The following is a 20,817-nucleotide window of genomic DNA, read 5'->3' as shown; positions in this document are numbered from 1 at the left end:
GGAAAGTTTTGGTCAAAGCCAAGCTTTCTTTTTTTTTGTTCAGAGTGAAATTTAGGTTAAAAACACATATAAAAGAATATGAAAATTTGTTATAATTAGGTAAAACTTTTGGGGAGGATGAGGGATGAGTCTTACACTAGAGGTGCAAATTTCCATTATTTTGATGATGAGTCTTTTTTTTATACTGATTACACTCATGAATCAAATTAAAGAACGTGAATCACTTAAGCAGTTAATAATTGTTCAATCTAAAATAATACTAGGAATCGGCTTGTTTTTAATGAGTTTAGTCTTTTTAAATAGTTATTATTATTTGATTTCTTCAGTGATTTGCTATGTTTTGAAAATATCACCCGTTTATATGAGTTCCGCTTCATTTGAAACAGTTTTAATCGAGAAATGGTTTGTGATTATATGTACGGTTTTAATGGCCTTTGTCATCAATGTAGCATTAGCTTATTATACAAGGTTTAAACATTTATTTATTGCACCATTTGAAATGATTATATTCACGACTGTGATGATGACTCTTTTACAACAAAGTTCACTCTCAATTTCGAGCCAAATTATGATGATGGCAGTAGTATTAGGAATGGTCATGAGTATAGCACCTTCAATCACCTCAAAGCTTTGTAAAGGGGAATTAGAAGGTCGTACAACACTTGGGTTATTTCATTACCTAGATAACTGGCTCTGTATTGGGGCAGGAAATTTATTTGGTAAGTGTCATTTATCAACTGAGGCCTTTGTTGAAAACTCAAATTTTAAACGAATACTTAAAAAAGGATTTAGTGGCGTGACGTTCTTTTTAATCATAACAACAGTTTTATTAACTTTTATCGCCTATTTTCAAGGCTATCATGAACAGACAAGATTAGTGATTTTGAATCAATTGATTGTTGAAGGTATTGGGTTGCAAGTGATTAATGTTTTAATTCTTTTAATGGGAATCGGCTGTTTTTATGGGTTTTATCGATTAATCATCAGTGTATATCCCGTTTATTTATCCTTTTTTGAAAAAATAATTCCAACTGCCTATTTTGCAACGGATTGGATTTATCAACTTCAACATTGTCGGTATGTTGGGTTAATTGGGTTTATTAGTAGTTATGTGGCTGCGCTTGTCACCTTAATGTATCTGAGTTTTTATCAAGTAACTGAGATTGTGATGCCAGAGTTAGTGTCTATTGGATTGATTGGAGTTTTAGTTAGTAAAATGGCAAATCAGGTAAATGGAGTTAAAGGGACACTGATTGCTTCATTTATGAATGGAATTTTATTAACCGTTATCCCAACGCTTTCATTACATTTTTTAAAAGCGCTACAATTAGAAGGAAGTTTTAGGTCACTAGACACGTTCTTTATTTCACAATTACTTGACAGATTGTTCATATTCTAGTATAAATTGAATATAGTATTGGACTATTCAATTGTAAAAATGTTTGGAGGAAGTAATATGTTATATACTAACTGGGTATTCTGGGTTTGGATTATTGTAGCTATTTTAATTGGTGCAATTATTGGATTCTTTGTTGCTCAAAAACAATTAAAAAAATATTTACAAAAAAACCCACCTATTAATGAAGAGGTTGTTCGTACAATGATGATGCAAATGGGACGTACACCATCTCAAAAACAAATTAATCAAGTGATGAAATCAATTAATCAAAATATGAAATAAAACAAAAAGCGTATGAAAACATACGCTTTTTATGATGATAAATGTAAGAAAAGACGCCTTTCAGGGCGTCTTTTTAAAATTAAAATTGTTGTTTAGAACACATGTATTCATTTACAACTAAATCTAATTCTTGACTTTTTGCTACTGTCAATTCATGTACCATTCCAAATGTTTTTACGAGTTCGTGTAATTCAGCCTTAATGGTTGTAATACGATTATAAATGTCTTTAGAATTATTGAAATTCATCGGTTCTGAACATGAAATAGTTTTCAAGATGATTCCCCCCAGGTATTTTTGAATATAATGTAATAGTGTTTAAAATGAGACTTTATTTTCAGTTCCATTTAAAATGCGTTTATAGTTCGGGATGTGCTTAATAATAATCATTGCAGCAAATAAGGTAAACATAATTTTGGCTGTTAAGTCATAATGTCCAAACCAAACAATTAATACTGCGGCAATTGAGATAATAGTTGAAGATAAAGAGACCATTTTCCATATCTTTAATGAAATGACAAAGATAATAAAGAGTGTGATAAATAAAAGAGGTGAATAGAATAAAATGATTCCTGCACTTGTTGCAACAGCTTTTCCACCTTTGAAGTTAGCAAAAATAGGGTAAATATGTCCGATTAAAGCAAACATCGAAATAATTAAGGGATGGATCGTAGCTCCTAAGTACATGGCTGCTAAAACAGCTAACCCACCTTTTAACACATCAAGAATAAAGACAATGGTCCCCCCTTTTTTTCCAAGAACTCGGAAGGCATTCGTTGACCCTAGGTTACCAGAACCATATTGACGAATATCTTTTTGATAAAATGTTTTTCCAATTACAAGCGCTGAAGGAAATGATCCTAGCAAGTAAGCGGCAATAATTAGTATGAAGTTAATCATTTAAATCCTCCTTTTTTGCAGAATTATTATAGCATAGACTCCGATAATATTAGTGAAATTTACAAAAAAAATATAAAAAACTTCTTTTTCGACATATTTCACGCTATAATTCATACTTTAATTAATGTATAATACAGTTATTTTGAATAGATTTGGAATTAAAATTTATAAATTAGTCTTATAATGTCTAATAACATCTTTTAATCTTCGAGAAAATCTTTTAAAATGAGATAATGGAAAGGGAAAGGAGTGTTATGATGTCGACGCACTTAAATTATAATGAAGACTCAATACAAGTACTCGAAGGACTAGAAGCAGTCCGTAAAAGACCAGGGATGTATATTGGTTCAACTGACAGTCGCGGGTTACATCATCTTGTCTATGAAATTGTAGATAATGCCATTGACGAAGTTTTAGCCGGATATGGTGATCATATAAAAGTAACAATTCATGAAAATAATAGCATCAGTGTACAAGATTCTGGGCGAGGAGTTCCAACTGGAATGCATAAATCAGGAAAGCCGACACCAGAAGTTATTTTTACTGTCTTACATGCAGGTGGAAAGTTTGGAACAGGTGGATATAAAACATCTGGAGGATTACACGGGGTAGGGGCAAGTGTTGTAAATGCCCTATCTGAGTGGGTTGAAGTGACAATCAAACGTGATGGGAATGTATATCGTCAACGTTTTGAGAATGGTGGGCATCCTGTTACAGGTCTTGATATCATTGGTAAAAGTAAAGAAACAGGAACATTAGTAAGCTTCAAACCAGATCCTGAAATTTTCTCAACAACAGTTTATTCATTTGATATTTTAAGTGAACGATTACGTGAATCAGCATTTCTTTTAAAAGGATTAAAAATTGAGTTAATCGATTTAAGAAACGATAAAGAAGAAACATTTTACTATGAAGATGGAATTAAATCATTTGTTAGTTATTTAAACGAAGGAAAAGATACCCTTCATGATGTAGTTTATTTCGAGGGAGAAAGCCAAGAGATTGAAGTTGATTTTGCTTTCCAATATTCTGGAAGTTATTCAGAAAATATTTTATCTTTCGTTAATAATGTTCGGACTAAAGATGGTGGAACTCATGAAACAGGAGCTAAAGCTGTCTTAACTCGTATTTTTAATGACTATGCGAGACGTAATGGATTACTTAAAGAAAAAGAGAAAAATTTAGAAGGTGCAGACATTCGTGAAGGGTTAGCGGCCATCGTTTCAGTTCGAATTCCTGAAAATTTATTACAATTTGAAGGACAAACAAAGGCGAAACTTGGAACGCCAGAGGCTCGTTCAGCGGTAGATAATGTGATTGCAGAAAAATTAACATTTTTCTTTGAAGAAAATGGAGCTGTTGCGACACAATTAATTAAAAAAGCGATTAAAGCAGCTCAAGTCCGTGAAGCAGCGCGTAAAGCGCGAGAAGATGCTCGTAGTGGAAAAACGAAAAAGAAAAAAGAAACGAATCTTTCAGGAAAGTTAACGCCAGCTCAAACGAAAAATCCTCAGAAAAATGAGTTATTCTTAGTCGAAGGGGATTCAGCGGGTGGATCAGCGAAACTAGGTCGTAACCGTGCCTTCCAAGCAATTTTACCTCTACGTGGTAAGGTCATCAATACTGAAAAAGCAAAGATGGAAGATATCTTTAAAAATGAGGAAATTAATACGATGATTTATACCATCGGTGCAGGTGTAGGAGCGAATTTTGAATTAAGTGATGTCAATTATGATAAAGTCATCATTATGACCGATGCTGATACCGATGGGGCGCATATTCAGGTATTATTACTAACATTCTTCTTCCGATACATGCGTGAATTAGTTGAAGCGGGTAAAGTTTACATTGCATTGCCACCGCTTTATAAAGTGTCTAAAGGACAAGGAAAAAAGCAAGTGGTTGAGTATGCATGGACAGACGAAGAGTTAGGAAGCGTTATTGCGAAAGTCGGAAAAGGCTACATGTTACAACGTTACAAAGGTCTTGGAGAAATGAACGCGGATCAATTATGGGATACAACTATGAATCCTGAAACACGTACGTTAATTCAAGTCAGTATTGAAGATGCGGCAGATGCCGATCATCGCGTAACCACGTTAATGGGAGATAAAGTTGAGCCACGTCGTGAATGGATCGAGCAAAATGTCGATTTTACGATGGAAGATGATTATGATATAGAGAGGGTGTAATTTATGGAAAACTCAACCCAACGCGTTCAAGTAATGCGACTTGAAGATATTATGGGGGATCGTTTCGGACGTTACTCCAAATATATCATTCAAGATCGTGCGTTACCTGATGCTCGTGATGGATTAAAACCGGTACAACGACGTATTCTATATGCGATGTATAAAGACGGAAATACATTTGAAAAAGCATTCCGTAAATCGGCTAAAACAGTTGGAAATGTTATTGGTAATTACCATCCTCATGGCGATTCATCTGTATATGAGGCAATGGTTCGTATGTCTCAAGATTGGAAATTAAGAGAACCCCTTGTGCAAATGCATGGGAACAATGGTAGTATTGATGGCGATCCTGCAGCTGCGATGCGTTATACTGAAGCAAGATTATCAGCTATTTCAGGATTATTATTAAAAGATATCGATAAAAATTTAGTTGACTTTATTCCAAACTTTGATGATTCAATGACAGAACCAACGGTATTACCGGCATTTTTCCCTAACTTATTAGTTAATGGAGCGACAGGGATTTCAGCAGGATATGCAACTGATATTCCACCTCACAATTTAGCTGAAATTATTGATGCGGTGATTCATCGTATGAATCATAAACAGTGTCAATTAGATGACTTATTAACCTTTATCAAAGGGCCAGATTTCCCAACGGGAGCGATTATCCAAGGGATTCAAGAAATCAAAAAAGCATATGCTACGGGAAAAGGACGTATTATTGTTCGTTCAAAAGCTGAGATTGAAACGATTCGAGGAGGACGCGATCAAATCGTTGTCACTGAAATTCCTTACGAAGTCAATAAAGCGAATTTAGTGAAAAAAATTGATGATTTACGTATTGATAAAAAAATCGACGGAATCATGGAGGTTCGTGATGAAACTGATCGTAATGGATTACGTATTGTCATTGAACTAAAAAAAGACGTGAAATCTGAAATGGTGTTGAACTATTTATTCAAAAATACGGATTTACAAGTGTCATATAACATCAATATGGTGGCGATTCATAATAAGCGTCCTGTCTTGATGGGATTAATGGACTTAATTGACGCTTATATCCAACATCAAAAAGAAGTTGTAACTAATCGTTCAAATTATGATTTAAAACGTGCACGTGAACGTCAACACATCGTTGAAGGTTTAATTAAAATGGTGTCAGTTTTAGATGAAGTGGTTCATATGATCCGCCAATCGAAAGATAAATCAGATGCGAAGAAAAATTTAATGGTAGCTTTTGAGTTTAGTGAACGTCAAGCTGAAGCTATCGTGATGTTACAGTTATATCGTTTAACGAATACAGATGTGACAGCGCTACAACAAGAAAACGAAGAGTTATCAAAAACAATCTTAGAATTAACTGAGATTTTAAGTAGCGAAACGAAGTTATTAAAAGTCATTCAAACAGAATTAAAACAAGTGCGAAAAGATTTTAAAACGGAGCGACGCAGTCAAATAGAGGAACAAATTCAAGAGATTAAAATTGATGAGACTGATATGATTACCAAAGAAGATGTTATTGTCGCTGTTACAAAAGATGGATATGTCAAACGGACGAGTATTCGTTCATACAATGCAACGAAATCTGAAATGCCAGTGATGAAAGATGGCGATGAACTGGTATCAAAATTACAAGTCGATACGCTACAAACGCTATTGATGTTTACGAATCGAGGAAGTTTTATCTACTTACCAGTCTATAAACTCCCAGAGTTTAAATGGAAAGATATTGGACAGCACGTTTCAAATCTAGTAACGATCGATTCAGAGGAGAAAGTGATAGCAGTCTTCGCGATTAGTGATTTTAAATCGGAAGAGTGTTTATTCTTTACAACAGCAAACGGTATGATTAAAAAGACTCGTTTAGGTGATTTTGAAGTGTCTCGTTATAATCGTGCCATGATGGCGATGGCGGTTAAAGAAGATGATGTTTTAATTTCAGTGGTTAAAGCACCAAGTCCAAATGATGTCATCATGGTCACAAAACAGGGTTACTTGTTGAAGTTTAGTGATGAGGAAATTGCTATTACGGGTCTTAAGGCTATGGGGGTTAAAGGGATTGCCATTGGAAAAGATGATCAGCTAATCAAAGTGGTGTTAGCTAATGCAAACGATGAGTTGTTATTATTAACACAACGTGGGAATATCAAAAAGTTAAAAGTAAAAGATATTGCCCTCTCTTCACGTAATAAAAAAGGATCACTTGGAATCAAGGCGATTAAATCAAACCCACATTATTTTGTTGATTGTATTAAAGTTGAATCGAATCAAGAGGTTTATATTAAAACAGAGACAACGCAAGTGAAGTTGAATCTTTCACTCTTTAAGGCGGTTGATTTAAACTCTGTTGGAACCAATATTGTAGATGATGCGGTCATGAAATTGATGATTGATGAAATAGAATAATTAGAAAAGTCGGCTTCTATTAAGAAGTCGATTTTTTATTTTGAACCGAACTAAATTCATTTGTTCATATTCTTAGGTCTTAGCACATACAATCTTATGAGTGTATCTAGAGTTAAGTCGGAAATGATGGTGAAAAGGAATGCAAATGCTTAGTAAAGTTGAATCAGCAATATTTAAACAAACCTTACATTATCCACTACTACAAGTTGTAGAAAATAAAACCGTCATCATTAACGATCGTTGTACGGTTGAACATTTTACGGATGATTTTTGCATGGTTAAGACGCCTGATTGTACTTATCAGTTAAGTGGAATCAATTTTAGAGTTAAAGAATATGGAGACTTTGTTATTAGAATTGAAAGTGATGGAGTAAAAAAAATAGAAATAGTCGGTGATGAAAATGAAAAATAAGTGGTTAAGTCTGTTTATTCCAAAAGTTCAAATCATAGTGCCTACAATGACTGAAGTTAATCGATTGAGGCAACGTAATGTGATGATTTATGGGGTGAAAAAACATCCGGATGGTTACTTGGTGACGGTTAGGAAGGATATTTTGGATAAATTGGAGGGATATCCGGTTGCTCGGACACTTTCCATTTATCCGCCTTTTCTTAAAGTAGGAGTTCCTATCATTGGATTAGTGTTGATTTTGATGCTTTTAATGCAAAAGTATACCATCGGGTATCGGATTGATGGAAATTTAACACCACAGGAACAAGATGAATTAGAAACTTTGCTTGAACCCCACTTTCAGGAATTAGGTCCATTTCATTTCCTAAAAAGTGATTTGGATGTGATTTATGAGGAGCTTAAAGCTTATTACAATGATTATGTATGGGTAAATATCTACCGAAAAGGAACAGACATCATTTTTGATGTTTATGATATTACGTTAGAAGAACAAGATGATGACAGTGAATATTCACAAACGTTATTTGCTAAGCGTTCTGGTTTGGTGAAGAACTATATTGTAGACAGTTGTCGTGTGTTGGTGGAGCAAAATCAAGTTGTTAAAAAAGGGGATCCACTTGTTGCTTGTTATGTCGAACAACCATATACGAGTGAGATTATTCCGATAGATGATGTGGCACGGGGAGAAGTTTGGGCTGATACATGGTACACTGTTGATGTAAGGGCGTCTAAAAGCTATGTAGAAGAACGGTTTACAACGAATAAAGAGACTTATTATGTTCTTCATCTTGGCGGAAAAGAATTTACTTTTCCATTCGATGAGATAAATTTTGAAAAGTACGAAGAAGTCGATAAATCATATGATCCCTTCTTTTTCCTCAAAAATTCACCGCTTTATTTAGAAAAAAGACAATATTATGAAAAAAGTGATATAATAATAACAAACACTTATGACGAGATTAAGGCTAATTTATTAGTCCTTGTCCAAAATAAATTCAAAGAAGAAACCGATGGTGAGTTTATCATCAAGAATTTGGAGATAATATCAGAAGAGGAAACCGATGATGAGATTTATTTCAAATGTCATCTAACTGTATACGAAAATATCGCATATTAGAGGAGCTGAATTATGAGTAAAGATCCGATTAAGATACAAGAAGTATTTGAAACAATGGATGAGATTATTTCTGTTGTTGGACATCATGATAAGCATTTAAAAATCTTTGAAGATTACTATAATGTTGAAATTTCTTTACGTGGAGATCAACTCTACGTTTACGGAGATGAAGCAAAAGCTTCAGAAGTTCGTGAAGTGTTAGTAGCTTTAGTGGACTTACATCGTAAAGGAAAAGACGTAACAGAGCGAGATGTTTTATATGCAATTAAGATGAATGAACAAAATCGCCTAGGTGAACTTGAGTCATTGTTTGATGAACGATATAAAATTATTAAAACAACACAAGGGAAAACGATTTTTGCGAAAACTTTTAATCAAAAAGATTATTATCGAAAAATTCTAGATAATGATTTAGTCTTTGGAATTGGTCCTGCAGGGACAGGGAAAACTTATTTAGCAGTTGTTATTGGTGTTTCATTATTAAAGAAAAACATCGTTCGAAAAATTATTTTAACTCGTCCTGTTGTAGAAGCGGGAGAAAATTTAGGATTCTTACCTGGAGATTTAAAAGAGAAGGTGGATCCTTACTTAAGACCGTTATATGATGCGTTATATGATGTATTAGGTCTTGAACAAACTGAAAAAATGATTGAACGTGGGATTATCGAGATTGCCCCATTAGCTTATATGCGCGGTCGTACACTTGAAGATGCTTATATCATTTTAGATGAAGCGCAAAATACAACGAAACAACAGATGAAAATGTTCTTAACGCGTTTAGGATTTAATTCAAAAATGGTTGTCACAGGTGATGAAACGCAGATTGACCTTCCAAAACCGGTGAAGTCAGGATTAAAACATGCAAAAGAAATTTTACATGATGTTAAAGGAATTGAATTTGTTCAATTTGAAACAGTCGATGTTGTACGACATACGCTTGTTCAAAAAATTATTGAAAGCTATGAAAAGACCGGAGAATAAAGGAGCAACAAACGAAAATGGCAGTAGATATTCAATTTTACAATCAAACAGATGAAGCAGTTGAAAGATATGAGCAAATGATTGAACGTGTTGTAGTTGAAACGTTAAAGCAAGAAAACTTAGCGCATGAGTTTATTGAGTGTAGTTTTATCTTTGTGGATAATGAACAAATTCGTGAAATCAATGCAAATTATCGTCAAAAAGATGCCGTAACAGATGTTATAACATTTGCAATTGAGGATGAAACTCCTGGAGAAATAAAGATTCAAGGAGTTCCTATGCCAAGAATGTTAGGTGATGTCTTTATTTCATTACCACGCACACGAGAACAAGCAGAGCGATTTGGTCATTCATTTGATCGTGAACTTTCGTTTTTAGCCGTTCATGGATGTTTACATCTTCTAGGTTATGATCATCTTGTGAAAGAAGAAGAGGAAATCATGTTCGCTAAACAGGAGGATGTCCTAAATGCGCTCGGAATCAGACGTTAAAGAGACTCATTCTATTCAAGCAATTTTAAAATCGTTTAAATATGCAAGTCGGGGTATCTTGACATCATTCTTAATAGGGCGTAATATTAAAGTCCACTATACCGCAGCACTAATCGTGCTAGGGTGTGGGCTTTATTTTCGTATTAGCAAAGTAGAATTTATTTTGTTATTTCTAACAATTGCTCAAGTGATTACGTTAGAAATGATTAATACTGCGATAGAGAGAACCGTTGATTTAGTAACATCAGACTATCATATTTATGCGAAAATAGCGAAAGATGTCGCAGCAGGAGCCGTTTTGGTCAGCGCGATCATCGCAACTATTATCGGAGGAATTATCTTTCTTCCATATATATCCAGTCAGTAGGTGAAAAAATGAAAGAAATGTACACAGATTTAATTGCAGCAGCGAAGGAAGCTTATCAAAATGCATATGTTCCGTATTCGAAATTCCCAGTAGGTGCGGCTTTAAAATTAAAAGATGGAAGTATTATCAATGGAGCAAATGTTGAAAATGCCTCTTTTGGATTGACTAATTGTGCAGAGCGCTCAGCTTTATTTACAGCTTTTACAAAAGGTTATCGTCGTGACGATATTGAGGCCATTGCAGTTGTAGCAAATACAGATCGTCCAATTTCACCATGTGGAGCATGTCGTCAAGTCATTAGTGAATTAATGCCACAAGACGCACAAGTTATTTTATTAAGTAACAAGGACGAAATTAAAATTTATACAGTGTCAGAATTATTACCATATTCATTTACATCGGAGGATTTATAATGACAGAAAAACATTTTAAGTCTGGGTTCGTCTCAATTATTGGTCGCCCTAATGTTGGAAAATCAACATTTTTAAATCAAGTATTAGGGAAAAAAATTGCGATTATGAGCGATAAACCTCAAACAACACGAAATAAAATTCAAGGTGTTATCACAGATGCGGATTCACAAACAATTTTTATTGATACACCAGGAATTCATAAACCTAAACATGAGCTTGGAAAATTTATGACCGATTTAGCCATTGGAACATTAAATGAAGTGGATGCTGTTATGTTTATGGTCAATGCAACTGAGAAAGTAGGAAAAGGGGATCGCTTCATTATTGAACATTTACAAAATGTAAAACAACCTGTTTTCTTAGTCATTAATAAAATTGATTTAATTACAAAAGAAGAATTATTAACAGTTATTGCTTCATTCCGTGAAGAGTATAATTTTGCTGGAATTATTCCAATTTCTGCGATGACTGGGGAGAATGTAGAGACATTAATCTCAGTTATCAAAGAGGCGCTTCCTGAAGGGCCACAATTTTATCCATCAGATTATATTACTGATCATCCAGAACGTTTCATTATTTCTGAGTTAATTCGTGAAAAAGTTTTACATTTAACTCATGAAGAAGTTCCGCATTCAGTTGCTGTCGTTATTGATAAAATTGAAAAAGTAGAAGGTAAAAATGTGATTGATGTGATGGCGACTATTGTTGTTGAACGTCCTTCACAAAAAGGGATTTTAATTGGTAAGGGTGGAAAAATGTTAAAAGACATTGGAACACTAGCTCGTAAAGATATCGTGAAATTACTTGGAACAAAAATTTACTTAGAGTTATGGGTAAAGGTTCAAAAGGATTGGCGTAATAAAAAATTATACTTAAATGATTTCGGATATAGCGAAAAAGAATACTAATTCGACTTTTTAAGACAAAAGTGTCATAAATTCTTGGAGTTTGGATATCCTAATGACTAGAGGGTTTAAATAATAGCTTAGCTAGTAAGAAGGGATTTAAATGAATAGCTTAGAATGGGAAGTGTTCAAACGTACAGGAAAAATTGAGCACTATTTGTTATTAAAAGAAACTGAGAATAGTAAGATAGATTTAACTTCACCTACTGAGTTTTCAGAAGAATTAATAAGTTCGGAGGCAACGAAAGCCATAAGGGAGGATTAACAACATGGCGCTCGATGTGGATGGGATTATTTTAAAAAACTTTAATTATGGTGAACATCATAAAATTATAAAAGTTCTGACTCGGAATATGGGAGTTATTGGTGTGTTTGTCCAAAATGCCAATAAAGTTAATACAAAAAAGAGTGCACTTGTTCAACCATTAACAAGTGCACGTTTTAATTTAAAACCCTCAACCAATGCAAACAGTGAATTGTATTACTTATATTCTGGAGAAGTTGAAAATCATTATTTAAATATTAAGCTTGATTATGAAACGGTTGCTTATTTTTATTTCATGATTGAATTGATTTTAAAAGGTGTGTCATCAGATGAATATAGTGCTTATATTTATCGACTATTGAAAAATTTCTTAGACGCAGCAGACGCGGGGTATAATCCGTATCTGTTGAGTCTAATTTTTCAATTTAAAATGATGCCGGTTCTTGGGATAGAGCCAGTACTTGATTGTTGTGCAAATTGTCGTTCTACTGAACAGATTGTCACGATTGGTATCCGTCAAGGTGGATTAGTTTGTGCCAAGTGTTATGACAATACACAACCTATTTTAATTGATGCGCCCTTGATTCCAATTGTCCGTGCACTTTATCGAGTTGATATTGATCATCTACCAGAGGTTGAGCTAGAAGATGAATTACTACAACCTATTGAACAATTTTTAGATGCTTATTATGAGACTTATGCAGGACTTCATTTAAGAACGAAAAAGTTTTTAAAAGACTTAACATAAAATCAAAATCGCTTAAAAATCGCCACGATTTAAGTGATTTTTTTTGTTGAATAAATGATTTTCTTTTGTTATTTTTTCATACTTTTGTATATTGTGTTTTATGTATTGATATAATATAATGGTAATAGTATAATGCAATATTTATGTGATGACGAAGAATAGTACTTTTGAAGCATTGAACTTAAGCGAGTCTGGGAGGGTGTGAGCCAGATGTCAAATTCTTAAGGAACGGAACTTTCGAGCATATTTAACAAAGTGGTAAAAAGCTTGCTTTTTACAAATAGGGTGGAACCGCGGGAATAACTCTCGTCCCTATGCTTGTGGGCATAGGTATGAGAGTTTTTATTATTTCTATGTTCACAAGATCTTAATTTTGTTAAGCAAAGGAGCATCAGTATGAGTCAAGTTACTATGGAAAAAATCGTAAATATGTCAAAAACACAAGGTTTCGTTTACCAAGGTAGTGAAATTTATGGTGGATTAGCGAACACTTGGGATTATGGGCCATTAGGTGTCGAATTAAAAAATAATGTTAAAAAAGCTTGGTGGAAAAAATTCATTCAAGAATCTCCATACAATGTAGGATTAGATAGTGCCATCTTAATGAACCCTCAGACATGGGTTGCATCAGGACATGTTGGAGGATTTAGTGATCCTTTAATGGACTGTAAAGTATGTAAAAGCCGTCACCGTGCCGATAAATTAATTGAAGATCATGGAGATGATATCGTAGCTGATGGATGGACAGAAGAACAAATGATGAATTACATCCGTGAACATAACATCGCATGTCCAGATTGTGGGGCACATGATTTCACAGATATTCGTCAATTTGAATTAATGTTCAAAACACACATGGGTGTTGTATCAGATGAAAAATCAGCTGTTTACTTACGTCCTGAAACAGCACAAGGAATCTTCGTTAACTTTAAAAACGTTCAACGTACATCTCGTAAAAAAATTCCATTTGGAATTGGACAAATCGGGAAATCATTCCGTAACGAAATTACACCAGGAAACTTTACATTCCGTACACGTGAATTCGAACAAATGGAATTAGAATTCTTCTGTAAACCAGGTGAAGATGCTAAGTGGTATGAATTCTGGAAAGAATATTGCTGGAATTGGCTAGTAAGCTTAGGAATGAACCCAGAGCACATCCGTCAACGTGAACATTCACCAGAAGAATTAAGTCATTATAGTAACGGAACATCAGATATTGAATATCGTTTCCCATTCGGATGGGGAGAATTATGGGGAGTTGCAAATCGTACAGATTTCGACTTAAAAGCTCATATGAAAGAATCAGGAGCAAACTTTGAATACCAAGATCCAACAACGAATGAAAAATACGTGCCATATTGTATTGAACCATCGGTTGGAGCTGATCGTGTAACCTTAGCCTTTTTAGTTGATGCTTATGCAGAAGAGACATTAGAAAATGGTGAAACACGTGAAGTGTTAAAATTCCATCCAGCTTTAGCTCCTTATAAAGTGGCAGTATTACCATTAGTTAAAAAATTAAATGAGCAAGCTTTAGAAGTATTTGCAGATTTATCAAAACACATGATGGTAGATTATGATGAAGCAGGAACAATTGGTAAACGTTACCGTCGTCAAGATGCAATCGGGACACCATTCTGTGTGACATTCGATTATGATTCATTAGAAGATAAAAAAGTAACTGTTCGTCACCGTGATACAATGGAACAAGAACGTGTTGCAATTGATGAGTTAGTTGAGTACATCACATCAAAAATTCAATTCTAAAACATAGTTTTACTAATTAGACATTATAGGAGAGAGGGTGATTTACGGTGAATAAGGGTCGGATTCCACAAGAATTATTTGATCAAGTCATTGCACAAAGTGACATTGTTGATGTTGTTAGTGATTATGTTCAATTAACTAAAGCCGGTAAAAACTATAAAGGCTTATGTCCTTTTCACGGTGAAAACACCCCTTCTTTTGTGGTGTCACCGGATAAAGGAATTTATAAATGCTTTGGTTGTGGTGAAGGTGGAAATGTTATTTCTTTTATTTCACAACTTGAAGCAATTTCTTACCCACAAGCTATTTTAAAATTGGCAAAACGAGCAGGAATTCAAACCGACTTAGTTGCTAGTCTTTCGCAGTCTACACAAAATTCAAAATATAAAAATGAGTATGACCTTTTAGAATTTTCTAAAGGGTTTTACCATTATTATCTGAATCATACAAAAGAGGGAAAAATCGCCCTTGAGTATTTAACAAAACGTGGAATGTCAGCGGAAATGATTGAGCAATTTGGTATTGGTTTATCTCCATCCTACTCGGATGCTCTTGTCAAAACATTAGCAAATAACCAATTTTCTTTACCTCAGGCAACACAACTTGGGTTATTAAACGAGCATAATGGTCAATATTATGACCGATTTAAATCTCGGATTATGTTCCCAATTTTTGATAAGGTAGGAAAAGTGGTTGGATTTAGTGGGCGTGTCTTTTTAGAGGGGGACACACATTTAGGAAAGTATGTAAATTCTCCGGAATCACCATTATTTCAAAAGGGGAAACTGATTTATAACTTGCATGAGGCAAAGTTAGCCATTCGACGTCATAACCGAGTACTGTTATTTGAAGGATTTTTAGATGTTATTTCTGCTGTGGAAGCAGGAATTTCAGAATCTGTTGCCACAATGGGGACAGCTTTTACCGAAGATCATGGTCGAGAATTAAGACGTTTAACCGATCATATCATTATTTGTTATGACGGAGATAAAGCTGGATTAGCTGCTGCTAATAAAGCCATTCCAATTTTAATGTCGCAAAACTTTATAGTAAGTGTTGTCGAGATTCCATCGAAGATGGACCCGGATGAATTCATAAAAACAAATGGTGCCGAAGCTTTTTCGAAATTAGTTGATCAGGCGATTCCCGCCATCGATTATCAATATCGTTATATCAAACGTCAGTTTAATTTAGAATTTGTCAGTCATCGCGATCAATTTAAACGTGCTATTTATCATTTAGCATATTCTTTACAAAGTCCGACTCTTCAGGAGTTAATATTGAAAAAATTAGCGCAAGATATCTCCATCGGAGAACAAAGTATTTTACAAGAGTTTGCAAGTGGAAAAAGTCAAGTGTATAAAAATACCAATATTAACAACAATAAAAACGAAATGAGTCAAATGAGACGCCATCATTTGAGAGACACTAAGTATGACCGGTCAGAAAAAATGTTAATTCATTATATGTTAAAAGACCGACGTGTCGCTTTGCAGGTAGAGAAAGAATTAAATGGTTACTTAAATGATCCGACGAGACGAAACATTGTCCTTTACATTTTAGATTATTACACCGTACATGAGACAATGAATTTACAATATTTTTTAAATTGGATTGATGAAGCGTTAGTGAAACCAATCACGGACATTATTTTTGAATGTGAGACCTTACCACCTTTAACGAACGATAATGTCATCCGTGATTTAATATTAGTTGTGAAAGAGTATGTTTATAAAGCCCAAATGGAGCAGTTAAAAAAGCAAATCAGTGAAGCAACATTAGATCATGAAAAATTGGAACTACTAGGTAAAGTTAATCAACTTAAACAGCAGTTTGGTAAGTAAAAAGGAGTGGTTTTATGTCAAATCCGGTACTTGACGAGAAAAAAATTCTGGAAATTAATAGTCAACTAATCAAGTTAGGAAAGAAGCGCGGTTATTTAACATACGATGAAATCAACAATAGTTTTGAACAAGTTCAATTAGATCCAGAAATGATTAGTTCATTTTTAGATTTATATGATTCAGAAGGAATCAGCATTGTTAAATCTGAGAAAATTGTTGAAACGCCTGAAGTTGGTGAGACAGAAGAGGAAGATACAGTCTTATTATTACCAGATTTTGATGCTGACGAAGATGAAGATAATATTCCAGCCAATTTCTCTACTGAAGATGAAGTTGATTTAGAAGAAAAATTTGATGAGTTTGAATTCACCTCACAATTTAAAATTAATGATCCAGTTCGTATGTATTTAAAAGAAATTGGACGCGTTGAATTATTATCTAGTCAAGAAGAAATTAACTTTGCGAAAAAGATTGAACGTGGAGATATCTCATCAGAAATTTTAGAAATACGCCGTAAAAATGAGCCGCTTCCGGAAGAGTTGTTAGAACGTATTGATTTATTAATCCAAGATGCTGGGGAAGCAAATGACGGAAATGAGTTTTTAATTGGGGTTACTGAATTAAGTGATGAAGAAGCACGACGTGTTATTCAAGAAGGTGAATATGCAAAAAAACGTCTTGTTGAAGCTAACTTACGTTTAGTTGTTAGTATCGCTAAACGTCATGTTGGACGTGGGATGTTATTCTTAGATTTAATTCAAGAAGGAAATATGGGATTAATTAAAGCGGTTGAAAAATTCGATTATCGTAAAGGATTTAAATTCTCGACTTATGCAACATGGTGGATTCGTCAAGCTATTACACGTGCGATTGCGGATCAAGCGCGTACCATTCGTATTCCGGTTCACATGGTTGAAACAATTAATAAATTAGTTCGTATTCAACGTCAATTAGTTCAAGAATTAGGGCGTGAACCTTTACCAGAAGAAATTTCTGAGAAAATGGGAATCGCTCCTGAAAAAGTACGCGAAATTTTAAAAATTTCACAAGAACCTGTTTCATTAGAATCACCAGTAGGTGAAGAAGATGATTCTCATTTAGGAGATTTCATCCCAGATGCGGATGCCTTATCACCATCTGAATTCGCCTCAAATGAAATGCTAAAAAAAGAATTAGACGATGTGTTAGAAACATTAACGGATCGCGAAGAACGTGTTCTCCGTTTACGTTTTGGACTTGAAGATGGACGTACTCGTACGCTTGAAGAAGTAGGAAAAGAATTTGGTGTGACACGTGAACGTATTCGTCAAATTGAAGCGAAGGCCTTACGTAAACTTCGCCACCCATCTCGTAGCCGTCGTTTAAAAGACTTCATGGAAGAATAGGAATATAAAATATGAGTTATGAACTTTCAACACGATTACAAACATGTTTAGATGCGTTAAAACCTTTGCAAAAAATTGCAGATATTGGAACGGATCATGCTTATTTACCTTGTGTTGGAATGCTTGACAATCAGTTGACTTATGCAATTGCTGCAGATATTGGAGTTGGCCCATTAGAGTCAGCTAAAGCAACTATCAAACGATATGGATTAGAAGCTAAAATAGAAACTCGTCTAGGTGGCGGGTTATCCATTTTAGCTCCTAGTGAAGTAGAAGGGGTTGTCGTTGCAGGAATGGGAGGAAAACTGATTGTTTCTATTTTAGACGCAGACATTCCACTCACAACATCATTTAAGCGATTAGTTTTACAACCTAACATCGATGCAAATTTAGTTCGAGCTTGGTTATCTAACCATTCGTTTACAATCATTGATGAAAAAATCGTCTTAGATGAAGGGAAGTTTTATGAAGTCATTGTAGCGGAACCTACTGATGAAGAGACTTCATATAACGAACTAGATCTTGAATTTGGACCTATTTTACGTCAGACACCAAATGATGAGGTGTTTAAAGCAAGATGGATGAAAGAATTTAATAAAAATCAAGAAATTATGGATCAGTTAGCCGTTAATCATCCACGCTTGGCTGATTTAGAAGCTCGCCAGGCATTATTATCGGAGGTTTTAAAATGTCAATCGTAATTTCAGATGTGATTAAACAATTAGAAACTTTATATCCAAAACATTTAGCGGCGTTTGATAAAGACCCAAATGGATTACATATTGGAAATGTTAATCGTCCGTTAACAAAAGTTTTAGTCACACTTGATGTGACGAAATCTGTCGTTGAAGAAGCGATTGAAAAAGGAGCGAACTTAATTGTTGCTCATCATCCATTCATTTTTCGTCCTTTAGCGAACATTAATACCAATACGCCAAAAGGAAAAATTGTTGAACTTTGTATTAAACATGATATTTGTGTTTATGCGATGCATACTAATTTTGATATTGCGAAAAATGGGATGAATGATTGTTTAGCTCAAACCATCGGTTTAGAAAATATTCAACCGTTAATTCCAACCAAACGTGAAGAATATTCTAAATTAGTCATCTATACACCAGCTACTCACAGTGATTCGATTCGTCAAGTGATGTCAGAAGCGGGTGTTGGGCAAATCGGAAATTATTCTCATTGTACCTTTGCGAGTACGGGAATTGGTTCATTTAAACCGCTTGATGGAAGTCAACCGTTTTTAGGAAATGTAAATGAAGTAGAATTGGTTGAAGAAGTAAAATTAGAAGGGGTTATTCCGACCGCTTTAGTTGGAAGCGCCATTGCAAAAATTAAATCGGTCCATCCATATGAGGAAATGGCGTATGATGTCTATGCCTTAAATGTGACGATGCCTGATGCTCAGTATGGACTTGGACGTATGGGACAAGTTCCGACCCCTTTAAAAGCTGTTGATTATATTAAACACGTCAAAAAGTCATTAAAGATTGAAAATGCACGTTTTGTCGGTTCACTAGATAAAACCATTAAAACAGTCGCTATCATTGGTGGTAGTGGGGCAAGTTATATCGGACCTGTCAAAGCGAAAAAAGTAGATTTATTTATTACAGGTGATGTTGGATTCCACGATGCTCAAGATGCACAGGATATGGGCTTAAATGTCTTAGATGTTGGTCACCATGCAGAGTATGTAATGAAAGAGCACGTTGCTGCTATTTTAAATGAGTTGTTTGGAGAGATTGCAACTGCATCCGTGATTAGTACGGAACCCTTCCAATTTGTTTAAAATGAATAAATCACATAAAATATTGTCTTTTTTAGGTTCAATGTATATAATAGAACTAAGAAAAAAATAAAAAAACGTTGAATGAGGCATAGTAGTGAGGACTAGCTATTCAGGGAGAGAATATCGTAGACTGAAAGTATTCTTATAGAGATAGCTCATGAATTCACCTTATGAGTGGTGCTAATCACACCCGGGAACTCCCCGTTATCTGTTTTGAGTGGACAAGTCAATGATTTGTCAATAAAGGTGGTACCGCGTGTGAAACGTCCTTTTTTAAGGACGTTTTTTTATTTTTTAAAAATAAGTTTGGAGGAATCGTCATGCTAAATCGATTAAAAGAGTTACAAATCGAAGCAATTAATGAAGTATCAAATACGACAGATTTAAAAGAGTTAAATGATCTTCGTGTTAAATATCTTGGTAAAAAAGGTCCAATCCAAGAAGTAATGAAAAATATGAAAGATATGCAACCTGAAGAACGTAAAAGTGCAGGAGCTGTTTCAAATGAAGTAAAAAATGCAATCTCAGCAGCGATTGAAACAAAAAAAGAAGAGTTAGAGGCTTTAGCGATTCAACAAAAATTAGCAAATGAAACGATCGACGTGACATTACCAGGTCGTACAGTAAACATTGGAGTAACGCACCCATTACAGGCGGTGACAAATGAATTAGAATCATTATTTATTTCAATGGGATATACGGTAGAAGAAGGACCAGAAGTTGAATGGGATCATTATAACTTCGAACTTTTAAACTTACCTAAAGGTCATCCAGCTCGTGATATGCAAGATTCATTCTATATTACAGAAGAATCATTATTACGTACGCATACATCACCTGTTCAAGCACGCGTTTTAGAAGCAGCGAAAGGAAAAGGTCCAATTAAAATTATCTGTCCAGGTAAAGTATACCGTCGTGATGATGATGATGCGACTCACTCACATCAATTTACACAAATTGAAGGATTAGTAGTTGATACTGATGTAACAATGGCTGATTTAAAAGGAACATTACTTGAACTTGCACGTCAAATGTTTGGTCAAGATCGCGAAATCCGTTTACGCCCATCATTCTTCCCATTCACTGAACCAAGTGCTGAAGTAGATATCTCTTGCGTTATGTGTAAAGGTAAAGGTTGCCG

Annotated in this window: 21 protein-coding genes and 2 other annotated features; of the genes, 19 read left to right on the top strand and 2 right to left on the bottom strand. The window is 34.6% G+C overall.

The genetic code is table 11. The features are described 5' to 3' along the window. Window positions 1-124 precede the first annotated feature (124 nt). Both QWC74_RS03990 and QWC74_RS03985 read left to right on the top strand, forming a co-directional pair. Window positions 125-1,399, top strand: a complete 1,275-nt coding sequence (locus QWC74_RS03990) for a PTS transporter subunit IIC (protein WP_006785325.1) — start codon at window positions 125-127, stop codon at window positions 1,397-1,399. A 57-nt stretch (window positions 1,400-1,456) separates the two neighbouring features. Further along, window positions 1,457-1,681 (top strand): YneF family protein, encoded by a 225-nt coding sequence (locus QWC74_RS03985; protein ID WP_006785326.1) that lies wholly within the window; start codon window positions 1,457-1,459, stop codon window positions 1,679-1,681. A gap of 79 nt (window positions 1,682-1,760) precedes the next feature. Here the strand turns inward: QWC74_RS03985 and QWC74_RS03980 are convergent, their stop codons facing one another. Further along, window positions 1,761-1,955, bottom strand: coding sequence for an aspartyl-phosphate phosphatase Spo0E family protein (locus QWC74_RS03980; RefSeq protein WP_006785327.1), 195 nt, complete (start codon window positions 1,953-1,955; stop codon window positions 1,761-1,763). Between the two features lie 42 nt (window positions 1,956-1,997). Next, the gene (plsY, locus tag QWC74_RS03975) at window positions 1,998-2,579 is read right to left on the bottom strand and encodes a glycerol-3-phosphate 1-O-acyltransferase PlsY (RefSeq protein WP_006785328.1); all 582 of its coding nucleotides are present in this window, start codon (window positions 2,577-2,579) and stop codon (window positions 1,998-2,000) included. Window positions 2,580-2,836: 257 nt separating this feature from the next. Here plsY and parE point away from each other — a divergent pair, with 257 nt between their 5' ends. The 17 genes from parE to pheS form a co-directional block, all read left to right on the top strand. After that, window positions 2,837-4,771, top strand: a complete 1,935-nt coding sequence (gene parE / locus QWC74_RS03970) for a DNA topoisomerase IV subunit B (RefSeq protein WP_006785329.1) — start codon at window positions 2,837-2,839, stop codon at window positions 4,769-4,771. A 3-nt stretch (window positions 4,772-4,774) separates the two neighbouring features. Beyond that, window positions 4,775-7,180, top strand: a complete 2,406-nt coding sequence (gene parC / locus QWC74_RS03965; protein ID WP_006785330.1) for a DNA topoisomerase IV subunit A — start codon at window positions 4,775-4,777, stop codon at window positions 7,178-7,180. Window positions 7,181-7,319: 139 nt separating this feature from the next. Further along, the gene (locus QWC74_RS03960; RefSeq protein ID WP_009607139.1) at window positions 7,320-7,592 is read left to right on the top strand and encodes a hypothetical protein; all 273 of its coding nucleotides are present in this window, start codon (window positions 7,320-7,322) and stop codon (window positions 7,590-7,592) included. Next, window positions 7,582-8,709, top strand: coding sequence for a sporulation protein YqfD (locus QWC74_RS03955; RefSeq protein ID WP_006785331.1), 1,128 nt, complete (start codon window positions 7,582-7,584; stop codon window positions 8,707-8,709). The genes QWC74_RS03960 and QWC74_RS03955 overlap by 11 nt, the downstream gene beginning before the upstream one ends. Before the next feature lie 12 nt (window positions 8,710-8,721). Continuing rightward, window positions 8,722-9,690 (top strand): PhoH family protein, encoded by a 969-nt coding sequence (locus QWC74_RS03950; protein WP_006785332.1) that lies wholly within the window; start codon window positions 8,722-8,724, stop codon window positions 9,688-9,690. Between the two features lie 17 nt (window positions 9,691-9,707). Then, complete coding sequence (ybeY, locus tag QWC74_RS03945) at window positions 9,708-10,181, top strand: rRNA maturation RNase YbeY (RefSeq protein WP_006785333.1); 474 nt, start codon at window positions 9,708-9,710, stop codon at window positions 10,179-10,181. Beyond that, window positions 10,159-10,548, top strand: coding sequence for a diacylglycerol kinase family protein (locus QWC74_RS03940; RefSeq protein ID WP_006785334.1), 390 nt, complete (start codon window positions 10,159-10,161; stop codon window positions 10,546-10,548). The genes ybeY and QWC74_RS03940 overlap by 23 nt, the downstream gene beginning before the upstream one ends. An 8-nt stretch (window positions 10,549-10,556) precedes the next feature. Continuing rightward, window positions 10,557-10,961: a cytidine deaminase gene (cdd, locus tag QWC74_RS03935; RefSeq protein ID WP_006785335.1), complete on the top strand. Its 405-nt coding sequence runs from the start codon at window positions 10,557-10,559 to the stop codon at window positions 10,959-10,961. Beyond that, on the top strand, window positions 10,961-11,869 hold the full coding sequence (era, locus tag QWC74_RS03930; protein WP_006785336.1) for a GTPase Era: 909 nt from the start codon (window positions 10,961-10,963) through the stop codon (window positions 11,867-11,869). The genes cdd and era overlap by 1 nt, the downstream gene beginning before the upstream one ends. Window positions 11,870-11,969: 100 nt before the next feature. After that, entirely contained in the window at window positions 11,970-12,131 is a 162-nt protein-coding gene (locus QWC74_RS03925) for a YqzL family protein (protein ID WP_006785337.1), read from the top strand. A 4-nt stretch (window positions 12,132-12,135) separates the two neighbouring features. Continuing rightward, the gene (recO, locus tag QWC74_RS03920) at window positions 12,136-12,879 is read left to right on the top strand and encodes a DNA repair protein RecO (RefSeq protein WP_006785338.1); all 744 of its coding nucleotides are present in this window, start codon (window positions 12,136-12,138) and stop codon (window positions 12,877-12,879) included. A 139-nt stretch (window positions 12,880-13,018) separates the two neighbouring features. Further along, window positions 13,019-13,196, top strand: a binding site (T-box leader). A 79-nt stretch (window positions 13,197-13,275) separates the two neighbouring features. After that, the gene (locus QWC74_RS03915; protein ID WP_006785339.1) at window positions 13,276-14,649 is read left to right on the top strand and encodes a glycine--tRNA ligase; all 1,374 of its coding nucleotides are present in this window, start codon (window positions 13,276-13,278) and stop codon (window positions 14,647-14,649) included. A 47-nt stretch (window positions 14,650-14,696) separates the two neighbouring features. Continuing rightward, on the top strand, window positions 14,697-16,493 hold the full coding sequence (gene dnaG / locus QWC74_RS03910; protein ID WP_006785340.1) for a DNA primase: 1,797 nt from the start codon (window positions 14,697-14,699) through the stop codon (window positions 16,491-16,493). Between the two features lie 14 nt (window positions 16,494-16,507). Further along, the gene (gene rpoD / locus QWC74_RS03905) at window positions 16,508-17,878 is read left to right on the top strand and encodes an RNA polymerase sigma factor RpoD (RefSeq protein ID WP_006785341.1); all 1,371 of its coding nucleotides are present in this window, start codon (window positions 16,508-16,510) and stop codon (window positions 17,876-17,878) included. Between the two features lie 11 nt (window positions 17,879-17,889). Further along, window positions 17,890-18,579, top strand: coding sequence for a class I SAM-dependent methyltransferase (locus tag QWC74_RS03900; RefSeq protein ID WP_006785342.1), 690 nt, complete (start codon window positions 17,890-17,892; stop codon window positions 18,577-18,579). Then, window positions 18,567-19,676, top strand: a complete 1,110-nt coding sequence (locus tag QWC74_RS03895; RefSeq protein ID WP_006785343.1) for a Nif3-like dinuclear metal center hexameric protein — start codon at window positions 18,567-18,569, stop codon at window positions 19,674-19,676. The genes QWC74_RS03900 and QWC74_RS03895 overlap by 13 nt, the downstream gene beginning before the upstream one ends. A 68-nt stretch (window positions 19,677-19,744) precedes the next feature. Then, window positions 19,745-19,950, top strand: a binding site (T-box leader). A gap of 46 nt (window positions 19,951-19,996) precedes the next feature. Further along, the coding region (pheS, locus tag QWC74_RS03890) for a phenylalanine--tRNA ligase subunit alpha (protein WP_288993919.1) at window positions 19,997-20,817 on the top strand (821 nt) is incomplete at its 3' end.

The organism is uncultured Turicibacter sp., from assembly GCF_938044715.1.
Classification (GTDB): Bacteria; Bacillota_I; Bacilli_A; order MOL361; family Turicibacteraceae; genus Turicibacter; species Turicibacter sanguinis.
The sequence above is the reverse complement of the archived record's forward strand: the minus strand, read 5'-3'. Positions and strand labels throughout refer to the sequence as shown.